This is a genomic window from Variovorax atrisoli (genome assembly GCF_014195185.1).
In the GTDB taxonomy this organism is placed as follows: Bacteria; Pseudomonadota; Gammaproteobacteria; order Burkholderiales; family Burkholderiaceae_C; genus Variovorax; species Variovorax atrisoli.
The window spans coordinates 394,439-410,679 of sequence record NZ_JACIBG010000001.1; the positions used below are offsets into that span (position 1 = coordinate 394,439).

19 protein-coding genes are annotated in these 16,241 nt (G+C 67.0%); 5 read left to right on the plus strand and 14 right to left on the minus strand.

Going from position 1 to position 16,241, the window contains the following annotated elements; translation table 11 throughout:
• Positions 1–64: 64 nt before the first annotated feature.
• From FHY06_RS01990 to FHY06_RS02000, 3 genes are read right to left on the minus strand one after another with little or no spacing between them, the layout of a single operon-like run.
• Entirely contained in the window at positions 65–1,942 is a 1,878-nt protein-coding gene (locus FHY06_RS01990; protein ID WP_184603084.1) for a dipeptide ABC transporter ATP-binding protein, read from the minus strand.
• A gap of 29 nt (positions 1,943–1,971) precedes the next feature.
• Positions 1,972–2,937 carry an isoaspartyl peptidase/L-asparaginase family protein gene (locus FHY06_RS01995; protein ID WP_126181640.1) on the minus strand — a complete coding sequence of 322 codons (966 nt, stop codon included), beginning with the start codon at positions 2,935–2,937 and terminating at the stop codon, positions 1,972–1,974.
• Complete coding sequence (locus FHY06_RS02000) at positions 2,934–3,923, minus strand: MurR/RpiR family transcriptional regulator (RefSeq protein WP_132750860.1); 990 nt, start codon at positions 3,921–3,923, stop codon at positions 2,934–2,936. Before FHY06_RS02000 ends, FHY06_RS01995 begins: the two co-directional genes overlap by 4 nt.
• 275 nt (positions 3,924–4,198) lie before the next feature.
• Between FHY06_RS02000 and FHY06_RS02005 the strand changes: the two genes are divergently transcribed.
• Complete coding sequence (locus FHY06_RS02005; protein ID WP_184603086.1) at positions 4,199–4,741, plus strand: demethoxyubiquinone hydroxylase family protein; 543 nt, start codon at positions 4,199–4,201, stop codon at positions 4,739–4,741.
• A gap of 114 nt (positions 4,742–4,855) precedes the next feature.
• Positions 4,856–5,158: a hypothetical protein gene (locus tag FHY06_RS02010; protein WP_184603089.1), complete on the plus strand. Its 303-nt coding sequence runs from the start codon at positions 4,856–4,858 to the stop codon at positions 5,156–5,158.
• Between the two features lie 65 nt (positions 5,159–5,223).
• On the opposite strand, the gene FHY06_RS02015 is transcribed toward FHY06_RS02010, so the two are convergent.
• From FHY06_RS02015 to FHY06_RS34795, 4 genes are all read right to left on the minus strand, one after another.
• Complete coding sequence (locus tag FHY06_RS02015) at positions 5,224–5,679, minus strand: GNAT family N-acetyltransferase (protein WP_184603090.1); 456 nt, start codon at positions 5,677–5,679, stop codon at positions 5,224–5,226.
• 88 nt (positions 5,680–5,767) lie between these two features.
• Positions 5,768–6,316, minus strand: coding sequence for a hypothetical protein (locus FHY06_RS02020; protein WP_184603093.1), 549 nt, complete (start codon positions 6,314–6,316; stop codon positions 5,768–5,770).
• Positions 6,313–6,984 (minus strand): peptidoglycan recognition protein family protein, encoded by a 672-nt coding sequence (locus FHY06_RS02025; protein WP_184603095.1) that lies wholly within the window; start codon positions 6,982–6,984, stop codon positions 6,313–6,315. Before FHY06_RS02025 ends, FHY06_RS02020 begins: the two co-directional genes overlap by 4 nt.
• Before the next feature lie 103 nt (positions 6,985–7,087).
• Positions 7,088–7,222: a hypothetical protein gene (locus FHY06_RS34795; protein WP_260309758.1), complete on the minus strand. Its 135-nt coding sequence runs from the start codon at positions 7,220–7,222 to the stop codon at positions 7,088–7,090.
• Positions 7,223–7,254: 32 nt separating this feature from the next.
• Between FHY06_RS34795 and FHY06_RS02030 the strand changes: the two genes are divergently transcribed.
• Complete coding sequence (locus tag FHY06_RS02030; RefSeq protein ID WP_132750865.1) at positions 7,255–8,283, plus strand: aldo/keto reductase; 1,029 nt, start codon at positions 7,255–7,257, stop codon at positions 8,281–8,283.
• On the opposite strand, the gene FHY06_RS02035 is transcribed toward FHY06_RS02030, so the two are convergent.
• On the minus strand, positions 8,280–9,191 hold the full coding sequence (locus FHY06_RS02035; protein WP_184603097.1) for a LysR substrate-binding domain-containing protein: 912 nt from the start codon (positions 9,189–9,191) through the stop codon (positions 8,280–8,282). The genes FHY06_RS02030 and FHY06_RS02035 overlap by 4 nt on opposite strands.
• Before the next feature lie 57 nt (positions 9,192–9,248).
• On the opposite strand from FHY06_RS02035, the gene FHY06_RS02040 reads away from it, so the two are divergent.
• The gene (locus FHY06_RS02040) at positions 9,249–10,421 is read left to right on the plus strand and encodes an NAD(P)/FAD-dependent oxidoreductase (protein ID WP_184603099.1); all 1,173 of its coding nucleotides are present in this window, start codon (positions 9,249–9,251) and stop codon (positions 10,419–10,421) included.
• Between the two features lie 13 nt (positions 10,422–10,434).
• Here the strand turns inward: FHY06_RS02040 and FHY06_RS02045 are convergent, their stop codons facing one another.
• Both FHY06_RS02045 and FHY06_RS02050 read right to left on the minus strand, forming a co-directional pair.
• The gene (locus tag FHY06_RS02045; RefSeq protein ID WP_184603101.1) at positions 10,435–11,766 is read right to left on the minus strand and encodes a DUF3443 family protein; all 1,332 of its coding nucleotides are present in this window, start codon (positions 11,764–11,766) and stop codon (positions 10,435–10,437) included.
• A 73-nt stretch (positions 11,767–11,839) separates the two neighbouring features.
• A complete protein-coding gene (locus tag FHY06_RS02050; RefSeq protein ID WP_184603104.1) occupies positions 11,840–12,394 on the minus strand; it encodes a DUF2844 domain-containing protein in 555 nt (184 codons plus the stop codon).
• 170 nt (positions 12,395–12,564) lie between these two features.
• Between FHY06_RS02050 and FHY06_RS02055 the strand changes: the two genes are divergently transcribed.
• Positions 12,565–13,572, plus strand: coding sequence for a class I fructose-bisphosphate aldolase (locus tag FHY06_RS02055; RefSeq protein ID WP_184603107.1), 1,008 nt, complete (start codon positions 12,565–12,567; stop codon positions 13,570–13,572).
• Positions 13,573–13,584: 12 nt separating this feature from the next.
• Here the strand turns inward: FHY06_RS02055 and msrA are convergent, their stop codons facing one another.
• The 4 genes from msrA to FHY06_RS02075 all read right to left on the minus strand — a co-directional run bounded on the left by msrA (position 13,585) and on the right by FHY06_RS02075 (position 16,182).
• Positions 13,585–14,286: a peptide-methionine (S)-S-oxide reductase MsrA gene (msrA, locus tag FHY06_RS02060; protein WP_019652919.1), complete on the minus strand. Its 702-nt coding sequence runs from the start codon at positions 14,284–14,286 to the stop codon at positions 13,585–13,587.
• 107 nt (positions 14,287–14,393) lie between these two features.
• Positions 14,394–14,645: a pentapeptide MXKDX repeat protein gene (locus tag FHY06_RS02065; RefSeq protein WP_019652918.1), complete on the minus strand. Its 252-nt coding sequence runs from the start codon at positions 14,643–14,645 to the stop codon at positions 14,394–14,396.
• A 104-nt stretch (positions 14,646–14,749) separates the two neighbouring features.
• Positions 14,750–15,541, minus strand: a complete 792-nt coding sequence (locus FHY06_RS02070; RefSeq protein ID WP_019652917.1) for a molybdopterin-dependent oxidoreductase — start codon at positions 15,539–15,541, stop codon at positions 14,750–14,752.
• Positions 15,541–16,182, minus strand: coding sequence for a cytochrome b/b6 domain-containing protein (locus FHY06_RS02075; protein ID WP_126181651.1), 642 nt, complete (start codon positions 16,180–16,182; stop codon positions 15,541–15,543). The genes FHY06_RS02070 and FHY06_RS02075 overlap by 1 nt, the downstream gene beginning before the upstream one ends.
• Positions 16,183–16,241: the final 59 nt, after the last annotated feature.

Sequence of the window (16,241 nt, forward strand, 5' to 3'; positions counted from 1 at the left end):
CGAGGAAAAAGCAGGAGGGCCTGCGGGTTGAGAAAAATGAAGGAGGAAAGAAAAGGGGCGCGGGTCAGAACGCGCCGCCGATGGCGTGCCGCGCAACGAAGTGACCCGGCGCGACCTGCACCAGCGGCGGCACCTCGGGCTCGTCGCCCACCGCGCGGATCGGGCTGGGAATCTCGCCTTCGAGCAGGGCGCGCGGCTTGTGGCGGCGCGACGGATCGGCCACCGGCACTGCCGACATCAGCTTGCGGGTGTAGGGGTGCTGCGGCGCCTCGAACACTGCGCGGCGCGGGCCGATCTCGACGATCTGGCCCAGGTACATCACCGCCACGCGGTGGCTGATGCGCTCCACCACCGCCATGTCGTGCGAGATGAAGAGGAAAGCCACGCCCAGCTCGCGTTGCAGGTCGAGCATCAGGTTGACGATCTGCGCCTGGATGGACACGTCCAGCGCCGACACCGATTCGTCGGCCACCACCACCTTGGGGTTGAGCGCGAGCGCCCGCGCGATGGCGATGCGCTGGCGCTGGCCGCCTGAGAACTCGTGCGGATAGCGCTGTGCCGCCTCGGGCGGCAGGCCCACCTTCTGCAGCAGCCAGTCGACGCGCTGCTGCGCCTCGGCGCCGCTGGCGATCTTGTGGATCAGCAGCGGCTCCATGATCGAGAAGCCCACCGTCACGCGCGGATCGAGCGAGGCGAACGGATCCTGGAAGATGAACTGGATGTTGCGGCGCAGCGCCTGCAGCTCGCGCGTGGGCAGCTCGCGGATGTTCTTGCCGCCGAACTCGATGGCGCCGCTCTGGCTCTCGACCAGGCGCAGCAACGAGCGGCCGGTGGTCGACTTGCCGCAGCCCGACTCGCCGACCAGCGCCAGCGTCTCGCCGGGGTACAGGTCGAAGCTGATCTTCTCCACCGCATGCACGCGCCGCTTCACGCGGCCGAAGAGGCCGCTGCGCACGTCGAAGCGGGTGACGAGGTCCCGCACGCGCAGGATCGGGCCGGCGTCGGCGCGCACCGTGTCCTGCGGGGTGGCCTGGTGGGGGGCTGCCGTGTCGGCGTTGGCCTCGGTGCGCAGCAATTCGAACTTGGCCGGCAGGTCGGTGCCCTGCATCGCGCCCAGCTTGGGCACGGCCGAAAGCAGAGCGCGGGTGTAGGGGTGCTGCGGCGCGGCGAACACGTTGTCGGAGACGCCTTCTTCCACCTTGTCACCGCGGAACATCACCAGCACGCGGTCGGCGATCTCGGCCACCACGCCCATGTCGTGCGTGATGAACAGCACGCCCATGTGCATCTCCTTCTGCAGCTCGCGGATGAGCTGGAGGATCTGTGCCTGGATGGTCACGTCCAGTGCGGTGGTGGGCTCGTCGGCGATCAGCAGCTGCGGCTTGCACGACAGCGCCATCGCGATCATCACGCGCTGGCGCATGCCGCCCGAGAGCTGATGCGGGTAGCGGTCGAGCACGTTGCGCGCCTCGGGAATGCGCACCAGCTCCAGCATGCGCAGGGCTTCGGCGCGCGCGGCCGAGTCGCTCTTGCCCTGGTGGATGCGGATGGCCTCGGCGATCTGGTCGCCGGCCGTGAACACCGGGTTCAGCGACGTCATCGGCTCCTGGAAGATCATCGCGATGTCCGCGCCGCGGATGTTGCGCATGGCACCGTCGCGCGCCTGCGCGAGGTCGAGCACCTCGCCGTTGCGGCGGCGGAACATCATGCTGCCGTTCAGGATGCGGCCGCCGCCGTGCTCCACCAGGCGCATCAGCGCCAGCGAGGTCACCGACTTGCCCGAACCCGATTCGCCCACCACCGCGAGCGTTTCGCCGTGGTCGACGTGGAATGACAGCTTCTTCACGGCATCGACCGTGCGCTCGGAAGTCGAGAAGCGAACGGTGAGGTCGTCGACGGCGAGAACGCGGCCGTCCGGCAGGGCGAGGGCAGGGGTGGACATGGGAATGCGAGAAAAAAGGGGCTGCTGCGTCAGGCGAAGATGGCAGTCTTCGGCGCTTCGTTGCCGCGCGCGTGGCCGCGGTACATGCCTTCGCTGTTGAAGGCCAGGCTCAGGTTGCCGTGGCGGTCCACGGCGATCAGCCCGCCGGAGCCGCCGATGGCCGGCAGCGACTGCTGCACCACGGCGTGCGTGGCAGCTTCGAGCGTCGCGCCGCCGTAGGCCATGCGCGCGCAGACGTCGTAGGCCGCGGCGACGCGGATGAACATCTCGCCGCTGCCGGTACACGACACGGCGGCCGTGCGGTCGTCGGCGTAGGTGCCGGCGCCGATGAGCGGCGAGTCGCCGATGCGGCCCACGCGCTTGTTGGTCATGCCCCCGGTGGAGGTGGCCGCGGCCAGATGGCCGTGCATGTCGAGCGCGACCGCGCCGACGGTGCCGAACTTCTTGTCCTCGTCGAGCGGCGAGGCTGCGGTCATCGAGGCGCCTTCATGGTCCGTCACCACGCGGCCCGTGCCGCGCACGCGGTAGAGCTGCTGGCGACGCGCCTCGGTGGAGAAGAACGAGGGCTCGACCATCTCCAGCCCGCGTTCGCGAGCGAAGGCCTCGGCACCCGCGCCGGCCAGCAGTACATGGGCGCCGTCTTCGAGCACGGCGCGCGCGGCCCGCACCGGGCGGCGGATGTGGCACACGCCCGCGATGGCGCCGGCGGCGAGAGTGGCGCCATCCATCACGGCGGCATCGAGCTCATGCGTCTCGTCGTGCGTGAACACTGCACCGTGGCCGGCGTTGAAGAGCGGGCACTCCTCGAGCATCTCCACCGCGAGGCAGGTGGCGTCCAGCGCGGATGCGCCCTTGAGCAGCATCGCCTGCGCGGCGGCCACGATGCTCTTCAATGCATCGTGATAGGCCTGCGCCTGTTCCGCGCTCGTCGTCGCGGCGCTGATGGTGCCGGCGCCGCCATGGATGGCGATCACGGGCACGTGAGTCTGGATCATCGGGAAGCTTTCTTCTTTCTCTTGCCGGCGCCGGTCGCGGCGGAGGCATCTGTCGTTGTCTTGTCCTGCCCGGCGGCGCCCGCGTCGAGGCCGTTGATGCGGGGCAGCCCGTTGGCCCCATGCAGCCACGGTCGCACCGCGTGCAGGATGCGGCCGGCCGAGTGCACCGGGTCGGGCGCGCGCAGCGCCACCGCGCTGGTCAGCGCCTCGATCAGCGCGAGCACGCTGGTCTCGCAGTTCGGGCGGTAGCTGGTCTCGGTCTGGCAGAAGAGCGCCACGTCGGCCAGCGGCGCCAGCGGCGAGCTGGGGCGGTCGGTGAGGGCGATCACGGCGCAGCCCTGGCTGCGCGCGATCTGCGCGAGCGAAATGGTGTCCGTCAGGTAGCGCGGAAAGGTCAGGCCGATGAACACGTCCTGCGGCCCCGCGTGCATCAGCGTGCGCGCCGCATGCGTGACGCCGCTCACGCTGGAGAGCATGCGCACGTCGCTGCAGCTGCCGTCCAGCCCGTGCTGCAGCAGCCCCGCGAGCCACGCGCTCGCGCCGAAGCCGCCGATGTACACCGAGCGCGCCTTGCCGATGCGCTCCACCGCGGCTTCGCATGCGGCGTAGTCCAGCGTCTGGCGGGTCGCGTCGATGTTGCGGCGGCTCTCGTCGAGCGCGGTGGCGAACACCTCGGCCACCGTGGTCGGCCGCTCCAGATTGCCGCGCAGACGCTCGACTGGCGCCACCAGCGGCTCGAAGCCGCGCACTAGCTCGGCGCGGAAGGCGGCGTAGCCATCGAAATCCAGCGCCCGCGCAAAGCGGTTGGCCGTGGCCACCGAGACGCCCACCACCGCTGCCAGCTCATCGATGGGCAGCGTGGCGACCTGCAGCGGATGCTCCAGCACGTAGTCGGCCACCTGCCGGTGCGAGCGAGACAGCCGTGGCAAAGCCTGCGCGATGCGCTGAGCCACGGTGGTGCCTGGGGAGTCGAAAGTGGTGCTCATGGAGGGTGCGATGCGCCCGAAAGTGTGCGTTTTTTGAAAACCGGTTTACAAATATAAGTCAGAGAAGAAAATTTTCTGTCATTTTTGATCGTTGTCGCAAGTAGCGGGCCAGGGGTGAAGGGAATTCGGGGAGGTGTAGAGGCGCGCCGTTTCCCTCGTGGACGGAACGCCCGGGCCGGTGACGGCCTAGTTTCTAGGTATTTCCCCTGATGTCGCTGATTTGCGCCGGCCGGGCGGCCGACTCGTCAAAATCCTCGGCAAATGAGGGATCCGCAATGAATGAGGGGAAGCAACTGGACCGGGGTTCGACGCTGGGCGGACGGATCCTCAAGGTCGACCATGCGGGCGAGCAAGGTGCGGTCAACATCTACAGGGCGCAGATCTTCGTGGCGCAATGGAGTGCACCCTCGCTCGTACCGGAGTTGCGTGAGTTCAAGTCCCACGAGGAAAGACACCGGGCGCTGTTTTGGGCGGAGCTGCAGCGACGGGGAGTGCGCCGTTGCCGCAGCTATTGGTTGTGTGGCATCGGCGGATGGGTACTGGGTCTGCTCACCGGGCTGCTGGGTCGCCATGCCATCGCTGCGACCACAGTGGCTGTCGAGCGCGTGGTGCTGATACATCTGAAGACGCAATTGCGCGAACTGACGGGCAAGGACGAAACGGCCGTCCATGTCATCTCGCAAATCGTCGAGGAGGAGCAGTTGCATCACGACCAGTCGGCGTCGCATGTGCGTGCGGGCCATGTGTGGACGAAGTTGCTGAGCCCGGTTGTTGCGGCCTCGACCGAGACGGTGATCTGGCTCGGAATGCGGCTTTGAGTTCGCTTCGATAGGTTCTTCATCCGGGCGATAAACTGCGCCCGCACGTCGAAAGCTCGGCGTGCTCGGGATTGGCGTCTCGAAGCATCTCTGCGTTATCACCGGAGGCCATTCATGGCTGCTTCTACTCGCTCGCGTACGCCATCCGCATCAAACCGCTTCGCCGCTGCCGAAGCCCTCGCTCTTCAAGCCTGCGACGACACCGACAGTCTTCGCGAAGTGCTCTGCGCCTATACATGCCTTGAAAAGCTCATCGCGCCGCTAGAGGTGGGCGATACAGAACAACTTGGTCCCACGCGCACCGAGCTCGGCTCTTTGGTGCGTCTGGTCAATGAGGAAATGAGCCGTCGCATCGAAGCTGCCGACAGCGCGACCCACGCGATGCGTGCGGCGTTGGCGAGGCCGGAGGCAGGCTGAGCGCAGCGCGGCCTTGTGCAGATCAGGCGCTGACCGGATTCATCGGCGACGGAGACGGCAGCCTCTCAGCTTGCGATTTCCTTTTGCATGAACACGCTCAGCGGGTCATCCGGGTAGCTCCCGAACGGCCCGCGCCGCGCGTAGCCCGAGCGCGCATAGAACGACAGCGCCTCCGGCTGGCTCACGCCCGTTTCCAGCCTGAACATCGCGCAGCCACGCGCCATCGCTTCGCCTTCAAGGAAGCCCAGCACTTTCGCCGCGACACCTTGCCCCCGGTTCTCGGGGCGCACATACATGCGCTTGAGCTCGCCGAACTCCGGCTCCATGACGATGGCGCCGCAGCCGATGGCCGTGCCCTCGCCATCGCGGGCGACGGCGAACAGCACGTTCGGCGCCGACAACGCCGCGATGTCGATGCCGTAGTGGCACTCGGGCGGGTAGAGCGGCTTCTGGTAGGCATCGAGGTCGTCGATGAGCTGGATGACGTCGGGTTGGGCGGGGCTTTCGAGGGAGATTCGCATCGGGCGATGGTATCCAGCCGACGGGCGGTTGATTGGGAGTGTGGGGCGAAAGAAAACCCGCCGAAGCGGGTTGGGTGGAGAACAAGGGTCAGCGGCTCGCCCTCAATGTCTTCAGGCGACGTTCTGCTTCACCCGGCGGAATTTTTCCTTCCGCCTCCAGCTTCTTGAGCCTTCGCTCATCGGCTCGATCCAGCGCATCTTTCAGAAGCGCCATCTTGCGGTCCTTGCAGGGAACGCATTCGTAGAAGCTTTCCGGGGCCTTGGTGGGCTCAAGCTTCGCGTCCGCCTCGAAGATGTTGATTCGTCCCGTGGGTTCGACGCCGATGACGATGATCTTTCCATTCTTGAATGTGACCGATGCACCGCCAGAGCAGCCCGTTCTTTCGGTGTACTCGCTGAAGTAGGACTTCCGGGAGACTCTGCGGATGTGCTGCAGCGCGTAGCGCACGTCCTCCTCGGTCAGGATGAACTCCGAGCAATCCAGGAAGTCCTTGTCTTCCCAGGCGGTTGCGCTGGAGGGTTCGACGATCTCGATCCTGATTACCGAACTGACCGGATATCGTGTGTCGGCGGCTTGAAGCGGGATAGCGACCGCTGCTGCGGCCACTGCAGTTAAAAGGGTGCTGATTCTGATCATGGTGTAGGTGCCGCCAGATTCCATTTGGCGCCTAGAGCCTCGGTAGGGTTCTTTCTGCTGACCTCAGGATGAGGAAAAACCTCGCTTGATTCAACCTGTATCGAATCCCGGAGCACGCCGACAAGCCATGACAGAGACTGGTTCTGGGCGGCAGTCGGTGTTGGAAAGATTCCGGATTCCCCACGTATCTCTTCGGGAGTCAAGTTCCTCTTCTTTTGCTGGAGGGTAGGTTTGAACCCTTCCGGCAGCTTGGCCCTGCCAACCATCTCGATCCCGATGGCCTCCATATTGCCCGGATAGCGATCACCGGGTGCTTTTTGCATTTCGATGCGATGCATCGCCGCTACTCCTCCGTTCTTCGGGAAGTCCTGCGGCTTGCAGGTCTTCATCACCAGACACCTCGCCTTCAACGGCCCCACGTGATTCGTCCTCTGATAAATCGCAGCCGTCTGATAGATCGTCCCATCCTTGTCGATGAGAAAGTGCGCTCCATTGGCCTTGGGGTTCCTGTAGCTGTTCAGCGATGACTCCAGCGTTTCGGCATCGGTCTGGTGCACGACGATGCCGGTGATGGCGGCGGCGCGTTTCCCTCGTTCGATCTGCGGACTGCGCGCATGCCGCACACGCGCGTGACTGATCATTCCGTGTTTGTCGATTTCGACAAGCATGGGTTTTCCTCCCTGAAGATTCGTTGTTTATCTGCTCTGCAGAAGCCGCGTCTCGCGCAACGGATGAGCGCGGGGCCACGGCCTCGCGGCGCATGCTAAAGGCTTAAAAAGTGAACTGGGTGATGACTTCGTCAACCATTTGTGGCCCGTTGCGCAAACCCCATCCGGGCGCAAGGTTGAGCGCGCCATCAAACAATGGCCGCGCGGCAGACTGACCGGTCTGCCGGACCTTCTTCATCCCGAATTCCTCAAGCACCAAGGAGCAGCACTTTGGAATACCGTCATCTGGGCAAATCCGGCCTCAAGGTCCCCGTGTTGAGTTTTGGCACCGGCACCTTCGGGGGCAAGGGCGAGTTCTTCAGCGCGTGGGGCAGCACCGACGTGGCCGAGGCGCGCAAGCTCATCGACATCTGCCTCGAAGCGGGCGTGAACATGTTCGACAGCGCCGACATCTACTCGGCCGGCGCGGCCGAGTCGGTGCTCGGCGAGGCGATCAAGGGCAGGCCGCGCGACGGGCTGCTGATCTCCACCAAGGCCACCTTCCGCAGCGGTGAGGGGCCGAACGACGTGGGTTCGTCGCGCCATCACCTCGTGCAGGCCGTCGATGCCTCGCTCAAGCGACTGGGCACCGACTACATCGACCTGTTCCAGCTCCACGGTTTCGATGCGAGTACGCCGGTGGAGGAGACGCTGGGCACGCTCGATGACCTGGTGCGCGCAGGCAAGCTGCGCTACATCGGCGTGTCGAACTTCTCCGGCTGGCACCTGATGAAGTCGCTGGCCGTGTCGGACCGGTACGGCCTCGCGCGCTACGTCGCGAACCAGGCCTACTACTCGCTCGTCGGCCGTGACTACGAGTGGGAGCTGATGCCGCTGGGCATCGACCAGGGCGTGGGCGCGGTGGTGTGGAGCCCGCTGGGCTGGGGCCGGCTCACGGGCAAGATCCGCCGCGGACAGCCGCTGCCCGCCAACAGCCGGCTGCACGTGACGGCCGACATGGGCCCTCCCGTGCCCGACGAGCTGCTGTACCGCGTGGTCGATGCGCTGGAGAAGGTCGGCGCCGAAGTCGGCAAGACGGTGCCGCAGGTGGCGCTCAACTGGCTGCTGCAGCGCCCAACCGTGTCCAGCGTGGTGATCGGCGCTCGCGACGAGGCGCAGCTGCGGCAGAACCTCGGCGCGGTGGGCTGGAACCTCACGCCCGCGCAGGTTGCCGAGCTCGACGCGGCCAGCGCGACGACGCGGGCCTATCCCTACTGGCACCAGCAGGGCTTCCTGGAGCGCAACCCAAACCCGGTCTAGGCTTTCTTGCCGGGTGAGGCGGGCGTCAGCCCGAGCACCCAGCGCTTGAAGTCTTCCAGTGCCCCGGAGGCGGGCCGGCCTTCGGGGTACGCGAAGTAGTAGCCCTGGCGCACGTCCAGGTGCCGGTCGACCGGAATCACGAGTTCGCCCGTGCGCAGCTCATGCTCGATCAGGATGCGCGGCGCCAGGCCTACGCCCATGCCGGCCGCGGTGGCAGCCACCACCATGGTGAAGAGCTCGTAGCGCGGACCGCGCGAGGCGTGCACCGTGTACTCCCAGCCTTGCTGCGCATACCAGTCGCGCCATGCGTGGGCGCGCGTGCTCAGGTGCACGTGGCGGCAGCGCTCGAGACCGGCTTCGTCCCACGGCCCGTGCGCATCGCGGAAGGCGGAGCTGCAGATGGGCACCATTTCGCCTTCGGAAAAGATCAGCCCGCCGCGCGTGTTCGGCCAGAACTGGTCGCCGAAGTAGATGGCCGCGTCGTAGGCGTTCTCCTGGAAGGAAAAAGGCTGCGAGCGTGCCGACAGGTTCACCGTGATGTTCGGATGCAGCCGGCTGAACTCCGGCAGCCGCGGTATGAGCCACTGCGTGGCGAAGGTGGGCACCACGGCCAGTTCCAGCACGAAGCCCATCTCGTGGCCGGCGCTAATCTCCAGCGTGTCGCGGCGGATCTGGTCGAGGTGGCGGCGGATGCGCGCCGCGTACTCCCGGCCCGTGTCGGTGAGCGTGAGGCGGCGCCGCACGCGCGAGAACAGCGGCACGCCCAGGCGCTGCTCCAGCATGGCCACCTGCCGGCCGACGGCGCTCTGCGTGAGCGCCAGTTCGCTCGCCGCGCGCGTGAAGCTGCCCAGCCGTGCCGACGCCTCGAAGGCCTGCAGCGCGCCGAGGTTGGGGATGTCTTTTCTCATCGGCGCTATTCTGCGTGCGTGCGGTCGAGCAACAAAGATGACAAGGAAAGGCAAGTCATGCGCCGTGTGGTGATCGTCGGAGGCGGGGCCATCGGATCGGCCATCGCCTACTTCCTGACCCGCGACTCCGACGGGGAGCGCTTCGAGGTCGTGGTGGTCGAGCGCGACTTCTCGTACAGGCAGGCATCGTCGGCGCTGTCGGCGAGCTCGATCCGACAGCAGTTCTCCACCGCCATCAACATCCGGATGTCGCTCTACGGCATCGACTTCCTGCGCCATCTCGGCCAGACCCTGCGCGTGGGCGACGAGGTGCCCGAGATCGGCCTCGTCGAACCCGGCTACCTCTACCTGGCCTCGCAGGCCGGTGCCGACGTGCTGCGCGAGAACCACGCGATGCAGAAGGCGCACGCGGTGGACGTGGCGCTGCTCACGCCCGATGAGCTGAAGGCGCGCTTTCCCTGGATATCGACCGAAGGCATCGCGCTCGCCTCGCTCGGCCTGTCGGGCGAGGGCTGGTACGACGGCTACAGCCTGCTGCAGGCCTTCCGCAGGAAGGCGGTCTCGCAGGGCGTGCGCTACGTGCAGGCGCAGGCGACGGGGCTGCGCCGCGACGGGCGCAGCCTGACCGGCGTGCAGCTCGACGGCGGCGAGACGCTGGACGCCGACGTCGTCGTCAACGCCGCGGGCGCCTGGGCTGCCAAGGTCGCGCAATGGGCCGGCATCGACCTGCCGGTGCGCGGCCGCCGCCGCAGCGTGTTCAGCTTCTCATGTCCGCAGGCACTGCCCGGATGCCCGCTGTTGATCGACACATCCGGCATCTGGCTGCGGCCCGAGGGCCGCCAGTTCATCTGCGGCTTCGCGCCTCCCGAAGACCGGGACCATGATGACGCGCCGCTCGAAGTCGAATACGAAGCCTTCGACGGTTTCATCTGGCCCGCGCTGGCCGAGCGCATACCTGCCTTCGAGGCCATCCGCATGACAGGCGCCTGGGCCGGCTACTACGAGATGAACCTGTTCGACCACAACGCCATCCTGGGCCTGCACCCCGGCTGCGACAACCTCTACTTCGCCAACGGCTTCTCGGGCCACGGGCTGCAGCAGTGCCCGGCGGCGGGGCGTGGCATCGCGGAGCTGATCCGCTTCGGCGAGTACCGCAGCCTCGATCTGTCCCCGGTGTCCTTCGCGCGGATCCTCGAGAACACGCCGCTGCTCGAGAAGAACGTGATCTAGGCCGGGATTTTCTTCAGGGCGTTGCCAGCGCGGTGAACGGCCCCTGCTGGCCGAGCGCCGATTGCCCCTCGTTGAGGACGGCCACCAGCCTGCCGTAGAAGAAGGGAAGGCCGAAGTCGATCGCGCTCGTTCCGGAGCTTGCGGCGGCGATGTTGTCGACCGCCACGACGCCCGGGCTGCTCGTGAAGAGCGACTGCGCGCTCGCGATCGCGAAGCTCTGGCTCAGGGCCGGGCCTGTCGCCGCAGTGAAGCTGGCGTTGAGCGCCAGTGTGCTTGGAGGGCAGTAGAAGCCCTTGAACGAGCCGTTGCTCGCGCACTGGGCGATCGTGGAATCGTTGAGGAAGAAGAAGTTCGATCCGCTGTCCAGGAAGCTGTCGGGAAAGCTGGCGTTCTTGTAGCTGACCGAAACGCTGAGCGTGCGCGAGTCGGTCTTCAGCACCGTGGCGCCGGTCATGGCGTTGTTGCCTTGCGTCGCGACGCCGAAGTAGAGCGTGCCGACGGTCACGCCCTGTCCGGCCGACGAGATCGCCGGAAGGCCGAGCACGACGCCGTTGTTGTCCTGCGCGAAACTGGCGACCACGTTCTGGGCCTGCATCGCGAGGGGGACCGTCGTGCCCTGGCACGATGCGCCGGCGGCGCAGGTGTAGTAGGTGGCGGGGATGACCCTCTGTGCGCATGCCGGGCCGCAGTCTTGAAGCGCTGCGGCGACGCCGATGATGCCGTTCGTGCCGAGTTTGTCGGGCGTGTTCTCGGGCTGCAGCGTGTTGTTGTCCGAGCATGCGGCGGGCACGGTGCCGGAGTTCGGGTCTCCCACGATCTGCAGCGGCTGCGCGCTGGCGGACTTCGGCCCGAGCGTGACGTCGGCGACGCGCATCGTTCCCCATGTGTAGCCATCGAGGAACTGGGCGCAGGCGTTCAGTGGCGCTCCGTTCACGGCTTCCTGGGGCAGGGCCGACTTCATCGCCGAGTTCAGCGCATCGGCGGCAATGCGGATGCCGGTGGAGCCGGTGTCGACAAGCACGTTGTCGATGGTCTGGCAGGTGCCGGTTCCCGGGGCGCAGAGCTTGATGCTCACCTGCGGCAGGTTGACGCCGCTCGAATCGGTGCCGTTGGACACGGTGAGCGGCATCGAATTCTGCGAACTCGACGCGGCGGCGGAAGGGGCCGTGCCGGGCGTCGGAGCAGGGGGCGTGGCTGCCGCCGGCGTGGTGCCGCCAGCGGCCGGGGTCGAAGTGGGCAAGAGCCCGATCGGCAGTGCGCCGCCGCCACCTCCGCCGCCACCCCCACCGCAGGCGGCGAGGCCCAGCAGGCTCGCGGCACAAGCCACGGCGCGAAGGAGGTTCATGGCACCGGCTGTGCGCCGGCTGCCTGCTTGTCGTGAGTCCATGGGCACGAAGGGCGAAGATGAGTTGAAACGATCAGGAGCCTTGCGCGATGGCCAGCGAGTCGGGGTCGACACCCGCGGGCAGCATCCGTGGCAGCCAGGCGACGCCGGCCGACAACCGCTGGTGCGACGAGGCATGGACCGCGAAGGTCTGGTCCGCCTGCGAGGTCGTGGCGTGGGAGCCTCTGCCCAGCTGGCGTTGCGCGCGGGCGCTGTCGGCCATCTGCCTGGCGTAGCGCGTGCCCAACAGCACCGAGAGTTCCGGCCGGCGCGGCCCGCGCCATGCGACGGCGAACACCGTGCCGTCGGCCGTCAGGTACTCGCGCTGGACCATGCCATCGTCGGACGTTGTTTCCCGTGTGCTCCAGCCCGCGGCGGATTCCGTCCTGGCCGCAGCACCGGTCGCCTCGGCAGCGGCCGCCTTGCGCGACACGGCGTTGATGCGCTGGCTCGGCGCCAGCGTGGGGGCGCCGCCCAGTTCCGCGAACGCGATGGGCGTTGTGAACACGGACGCGGCCAGCGCCAGGGCCGCCGCCATCGATGGCATCTTGGCGTCGCGCGCATGGCGCTCTCGTGATCCGCGTTCCATTCAGTTTCCTTTCCGTCCCGACCGCGAAGAGGTTACTGCCCGCATGCTGCGCCTCCATAAAGACCGAGCCGGCCGCACAGGCTGTGGCGCCAAGTCGGCCAGCGATCAGGTTCGCGGTGTTAACGAGTGAGCGGCGCGGGCGTACCATGCCCGCCAGAGAGGTGCCCAGCATGACCGAACGAACCCTGATCGACACCGCCCGCGCGCTCGTCGCGCACGACAAGGGCCTGCTCGCGATGGACGAGAGCAACGCCACCTGCAACAAGCGCTTCGCCGCGCTCGGCATACCGCAGACCGAAGCTGCGAGGCGCGACTGGCGCGAGCTGATCGTCACCGCGCCGGGCCTGGCCGACAGCATCTCGGGAGCGATCCTGTTCGACGAGACGATCCGGCAGAAGACCAACGCGGGCCAGCCCTTCGCTAAGGCGCTGGCCGACGCCGGCATCATTCCCGGCATCAAGGTCGACATGGGCGCCAAGCCGCTGGCGGGACACCCTGGCGAGACCGTCACGGAAGGACTCGACGGCCTGCGCGAGCGCCTTGCCGAATACGCCACGATGGGCGCGCGCTTCGCCAAGTGGCGCGGCGTGATCGCCATCGGCGACGGCCTGCCGAGCCGAGCCTGCATTCGCGTCAACGCACATGCACTGGCGCGCTACGCCGCCCTGTGCCAGGAGGCCGGGCTGGTGCCCATCGTCGAACCCGAGGTGCTGATGGACGGCGGCCACTCGCTCGCGCGCTGCGCCGAGGTCACCGAGGAGGTGCTGCACCGAACCTTCGTCGAACTGCGCGCGCAGGGCGTGCTGCTCGAAGGCATGCTGCTGAAGCCCAACATGGTGCTGCCGGGCCTGAAGGCCGGCGTGCAGGATTCCGTCGAGGCCGTGGCCGAGGCGACTGTGCAGTGCCTGCTGCGGACCGTGCCGGCCGTGGTGCCCGGCGTGGCGTTTCTCTCGGGCGGCCAGCCGGCGCAGCTGGCGTCCGCGCGGCTCAACGAGATGAACCGCCGCTACAGGTCGCGCCTGCCATGGGCGCTGACCTTCTCTTTCTCTCGCGCGGTGCAGCAGCCGGCGCTCGACGCGTGGAAGGGCGACGCGGCCAACTTGGCGGCCGCCCAGCAGGCGCTGGTGGAGCGCACCAGCGCCAACCGGGCCGCGCGCCGTGGCGAATACAAGGAATAGCCAGGCGTCCGCTCAGCCGGCCTTGGCCGCCTTCACCAGCGAAGGCGTGGCCTTGTAGCTTTCGGGGAAGAGCTTCTTCAGGTCGTCGATCTTCGGCATGTCGTTGATCGCGATGTAGGGCTGGCTCGGGTGCAGCGTCAGGTAGTCCTGGTGGTAGTCCTCGGCCGCGTAGAAGGGCTTCGACAGTTCGACGGTGGTGGCCAGCGGCTTGCCGAAGGTCTTCGCCTGGTTGAGCTGCGCGATGTAGGCGCTGGCGACGCGGGCCTGTTCGGCGTTCTCGGCGAACACCGTGGAGCGGTACTGGGTGCCGGTGTCCGGGCCCTGGCGGTTGAGCTCGGTGGGGTCGTGCGCCACGGAGAAGTAGATCTGCAGCAGCTTGCCGTAGCTGATCTGCTGCGGGTCGTAGGTGATGCGCACCGACTCGGCATGGCCCGTGCGGCCCGAGCCGACTTCGTCGTAGCGCGCCGTCTTCGCCTCGCCGCCGGCATAGCCCGAGACGGCGTTGCTCACGCCCTTGACGCGCTGGAACACGCCCTGCACGCCCCAGAAGCAGCCACCGGCGAACACGGCGGTTTCGGTCTTCGCGCCTGGCGCCGCGACCAGGTCGGCGGTGGGGGCGGGCACGCGGCGGGCGGTTTCGGCGAACGACGGCACCGCATGCCAGACCAGGGCGGCGGCGGCCAGCGTGCCGGCGGTGAGTGCGAGGGATTTCATGGGAATTCCTTGGGGAGCGGGATTGGCTTCGGCCGGTGGAGCGGCCCACGCGACATTGACGCCGAATCCGTCGGACGTCAATGGCGCTTGCGAGGTGCCTTGCGGGCTTACTTCTTCATCTCGTCCTTGCCCATGGCGTCCTTCTTCATGGCGTCCTTGGACATGGAGTCCTTTGCCATCGAATCCTTCTTCATGCCGTCCTTCGACATGGAATCCTTGGCCATCGAGTCCTTCTTCATTGCGTCCTTGGACATCGAGTCCTTGGCCATGCCGTCCTTGGCCATTTCATCGGCGGCAAAGGCCGAGGCGCCGGCGAAGGCCATGCAGGTGGCGAGCAGGGTTGCGGTGAGCTTGTTCATTTGGCGTCTTCCTGAGTGAGTTGAGGTTGGGTTTTCAATGTCGGCTCGGTCCCTGTGGAACTCCGCCTTTCGCTTTCTTCGGCAGTCGAGCGGCTGGCGGCCCCTCAGCTCCCTCCGAACCAGTTGTAGCCCTGGTCTTCCCAGTAGCCACCGGAATAGGTGTTGGTGACGAACATCGCCTTGATGTGCTTCGGGTTCTTGTAGCCAAGCTTGGTCGGCATGCGCAGCTTCATCGGAAAGCCGTACTTCGGCGGCAGCGGCTGGCCGTCGTAGCTCAGCGCGAGCAGCGTCTGCGGATGCAGCGCGGTGGGCATGTCGATGCTGGTGTAGTAGTCGTCCGCGCACTTGAAGCCGACGTACTTCGCCGTCAGGTCGGCGCCGATGTGGCGCAGGAAGTCGGCAAAGCGCACGCCGCCCCACCTGCCGATGGCGCTCCAGCCCTCCACGCAGATGTGCCGCGTGATCTGCTCCTGCTGCGGCATGGCGCGCAGCTCGGCCAGCGTCCAGGCGTGCCGGTCGGCAACCATGCCGGTCACCTCCAGCTTGTAGCTGGCCTCGTCGACCTCGCGGACCTCGTCCTCGCCGTAGTAGGCGTTGAACGGGAAGGGGCGCGTGATCTCGGCCTCGGTGTACGTGGGTGCGAGCTGCGTCGGGCTGAAGATCAGGCCCTGCACCTTGTCGTTGAGGCGCGAGATCTTCGTGAGCGCGGCTTCCACCTGCGCGTTGTCGCTGATGCTGCAGCCGGTGAGAAGCGACAGGCCGCCGAGGGTGAGCGAGCGACGCAGGAACACGCGGCGCGAGGGCTCGTCGAGCTTCTTCGAAATCAGCGTGCGGGCTTCGCGCAGCACGGCGTCGCCGTCGATGCCGCTCAGGGTGGGGGCTTTGAAGATTTTCATCAGGCTTTGGCCGCGCGGCCGCGGATCATGGTGAGGAGCGTGCGGGGCACCAGGGCCACCATCACGAGGTGCACGACGACGAAGCCGACGATCGCTGCCATGCCGAAGAAGTGCACGCGGCGGGCCGACTCGTAGCCGCCCATCAGCTCGCGCAGCACCGGGAACTGCACCGACTTCCACAGCACCAGGCCTGAGAGCACGATCACGGTCAGGTCGAGCATCACGAACAGGTAGGCCAGCTTCTGCACGTTGTTGTATTGGCGCGGGTCGGCGTGCGAGAGCTTGCCCTTCAGGGCGGCCAGGGCGTCGCGCCAGACCCCGGCCGGCGTCAGCGGAAAGAACTTCGCGGCCAGCCGCCCGGTGGCGATGTTCATGAACAGGTAGAACAGGCCGTTGGCCACCAGCAGCCACATCGCGGCGAAATGCCACTGCAGGGCGCCGCCGAGCCAGCCGCCGAGCGTCACCACGGTCGGGATGTTGAAGGGGAAGAAGGGCGCCGCGTCGTAGATGCGCCAGCCGCTGGTCACCAGGATCACCACGGCCAGGGCGTTGAGCCAGTGCGAGATGCGCATCCACAGCGGGTGGACCGGCCCGGCTTCGGCCGTTGCGGAGATGGGGGCGGTGGCTGTCGTGCTGTTCATGGAGCGGATTCTTGGGCGCACCCCATGGCCGATTCATTACGCAAAGTTCAATTAATCGT

Excerpts from the sequence above, each read along its gene's own strand:
- FHY06_RS01990 (WP_184603084.1), bottom strand. The coding sequence starts at position 1,942 with ATGTCCACCCCTGCCCTCGCCCTGCCGGACGGCCGCGTTCTCGCCGTC.
- FHY06_RS01995 (WP_126181640.1), bottom strand. The coding sequence starts at position 2,937 with ATGATCCAGACTCACGTGCCCGTGATCGCCATCCATGGCGGCGCCGGC.
- FHY06_RS02000 (WP_132750860.1), bottom strand. The coding sequence starts at position 3,923 with ATGAGCACCACTTTCGACTCCCCAGGCACCACCGTGGCTCAGCGCATC.
- FHY06_RS02005 (WP_184603086.1), top strand. The coding sequence starts at position 4,199 with ATGAATGAGGGGAAGCAACTGGACCGGGGTTCGACGCTGGGCGGACGG.
- FHY06_RS02010 (WP_184603089.1), top strand. The coding sequence starts at position 4,856 with ATGGCTGCTTCTACTCGCTCGCGTACGCCATCCGCATCAAACCGCTTC.
- FHY06_RS02015 (WP_184603090.1), bottom strand. The coding sequence starts at position 5,679 with ATGCGAATCTCCCTCGAAAGCCCCGCCCAACCCGACGTCATCCAGCTC.
- FHY06_RS02020 (WP_184603093.1), bottom strand. The coding sequence starts at position 6,316 with ATGATCAGAATCAGCACCCTTTTAACTGCAGTGGCCGCAGCAGCGGTC.
- FHY06_RS02025 (WP_184603095.1), bottom strand. The coding sequence starts at position 6,984 with ATGCTTGTCGAAATCGACAAACACGGAATGATCAGTCACGCGCGTGTG.
- FHY06_RS34795 (WP_260309758.1), bottom strand. The coding sequence starts at position 7,222 with ATGAAGAAGGTCCGGCAGACCGGTCAGTCTGCCGCGCGGCCATTGTTT.
- FHY06_RS02035 (WP_184603097.1), bottom strand. The coding sequence starts at position 9,191 with ATGAGAAAAGACATCCCCAACCTCGGCGCGCTGCAGGCCTTCGAGGCG.
- FHY06_RS02040 (WP_184603099.1), top strand. The coding sequence starts at position 9,249 with ATGCGCCGTGTGGTGATCGTCGGAGGCGGGGCCATCGGATCGGCCATC.
- FHY06_RS02045 (WP_184603101.1), bottom strand. The coding sequence starts at position 11,766 with ATGAACCTCCTTCGCGCCGTGGCTTGTGCCGCGAGCCTGCTGGGCCTC.
- FHY06_RS02050 (WP_184603104.1), bottom strand. The coding sequence starts at position 12,394 with ATGGAACGCGGATCACGAGAGCGCCATGCGCGCGACGCCAAGATGCCA.
- FHY06_RS02055 (WP_184603107.1), top strand. The coding sequence starts at position 12,565 with ATGACCGAACGAACCCTGATCGACACCGCCCGCGCGCTCGTCGCGCAC.
- msrA (WP_019652919.1), bottom strand. The coding sequence starts at position 14,286 with ATGAAATCCCTCGCACTCACCGCCGGCACGCTGGCCGCCGCCGCCCTG.
- FHY06_RS02065 (WP_019652918.1), bottom strand. The coding sequence starts at position 14,645 with ATGAACAAGCTCACCGCAACCCTGCTCGCCACCTGCATGGCCTTCGCC.
- FHY06_RS02070 (WP_019652917.1), bottom strand. The coding sequence starts at position 15,541 with ATGAAAATCTTCAAAGCCCCCACCCTGAGCGGCATCGACGGCGACGCC.
- FHY06_RS02075 (WP_126181651.1), bottom strand. The coding sequence starts at position 16,182 with ATGAACAGCACGACAGCCACCGCCCCCATCTCCGCAACGGCCGAAGCC.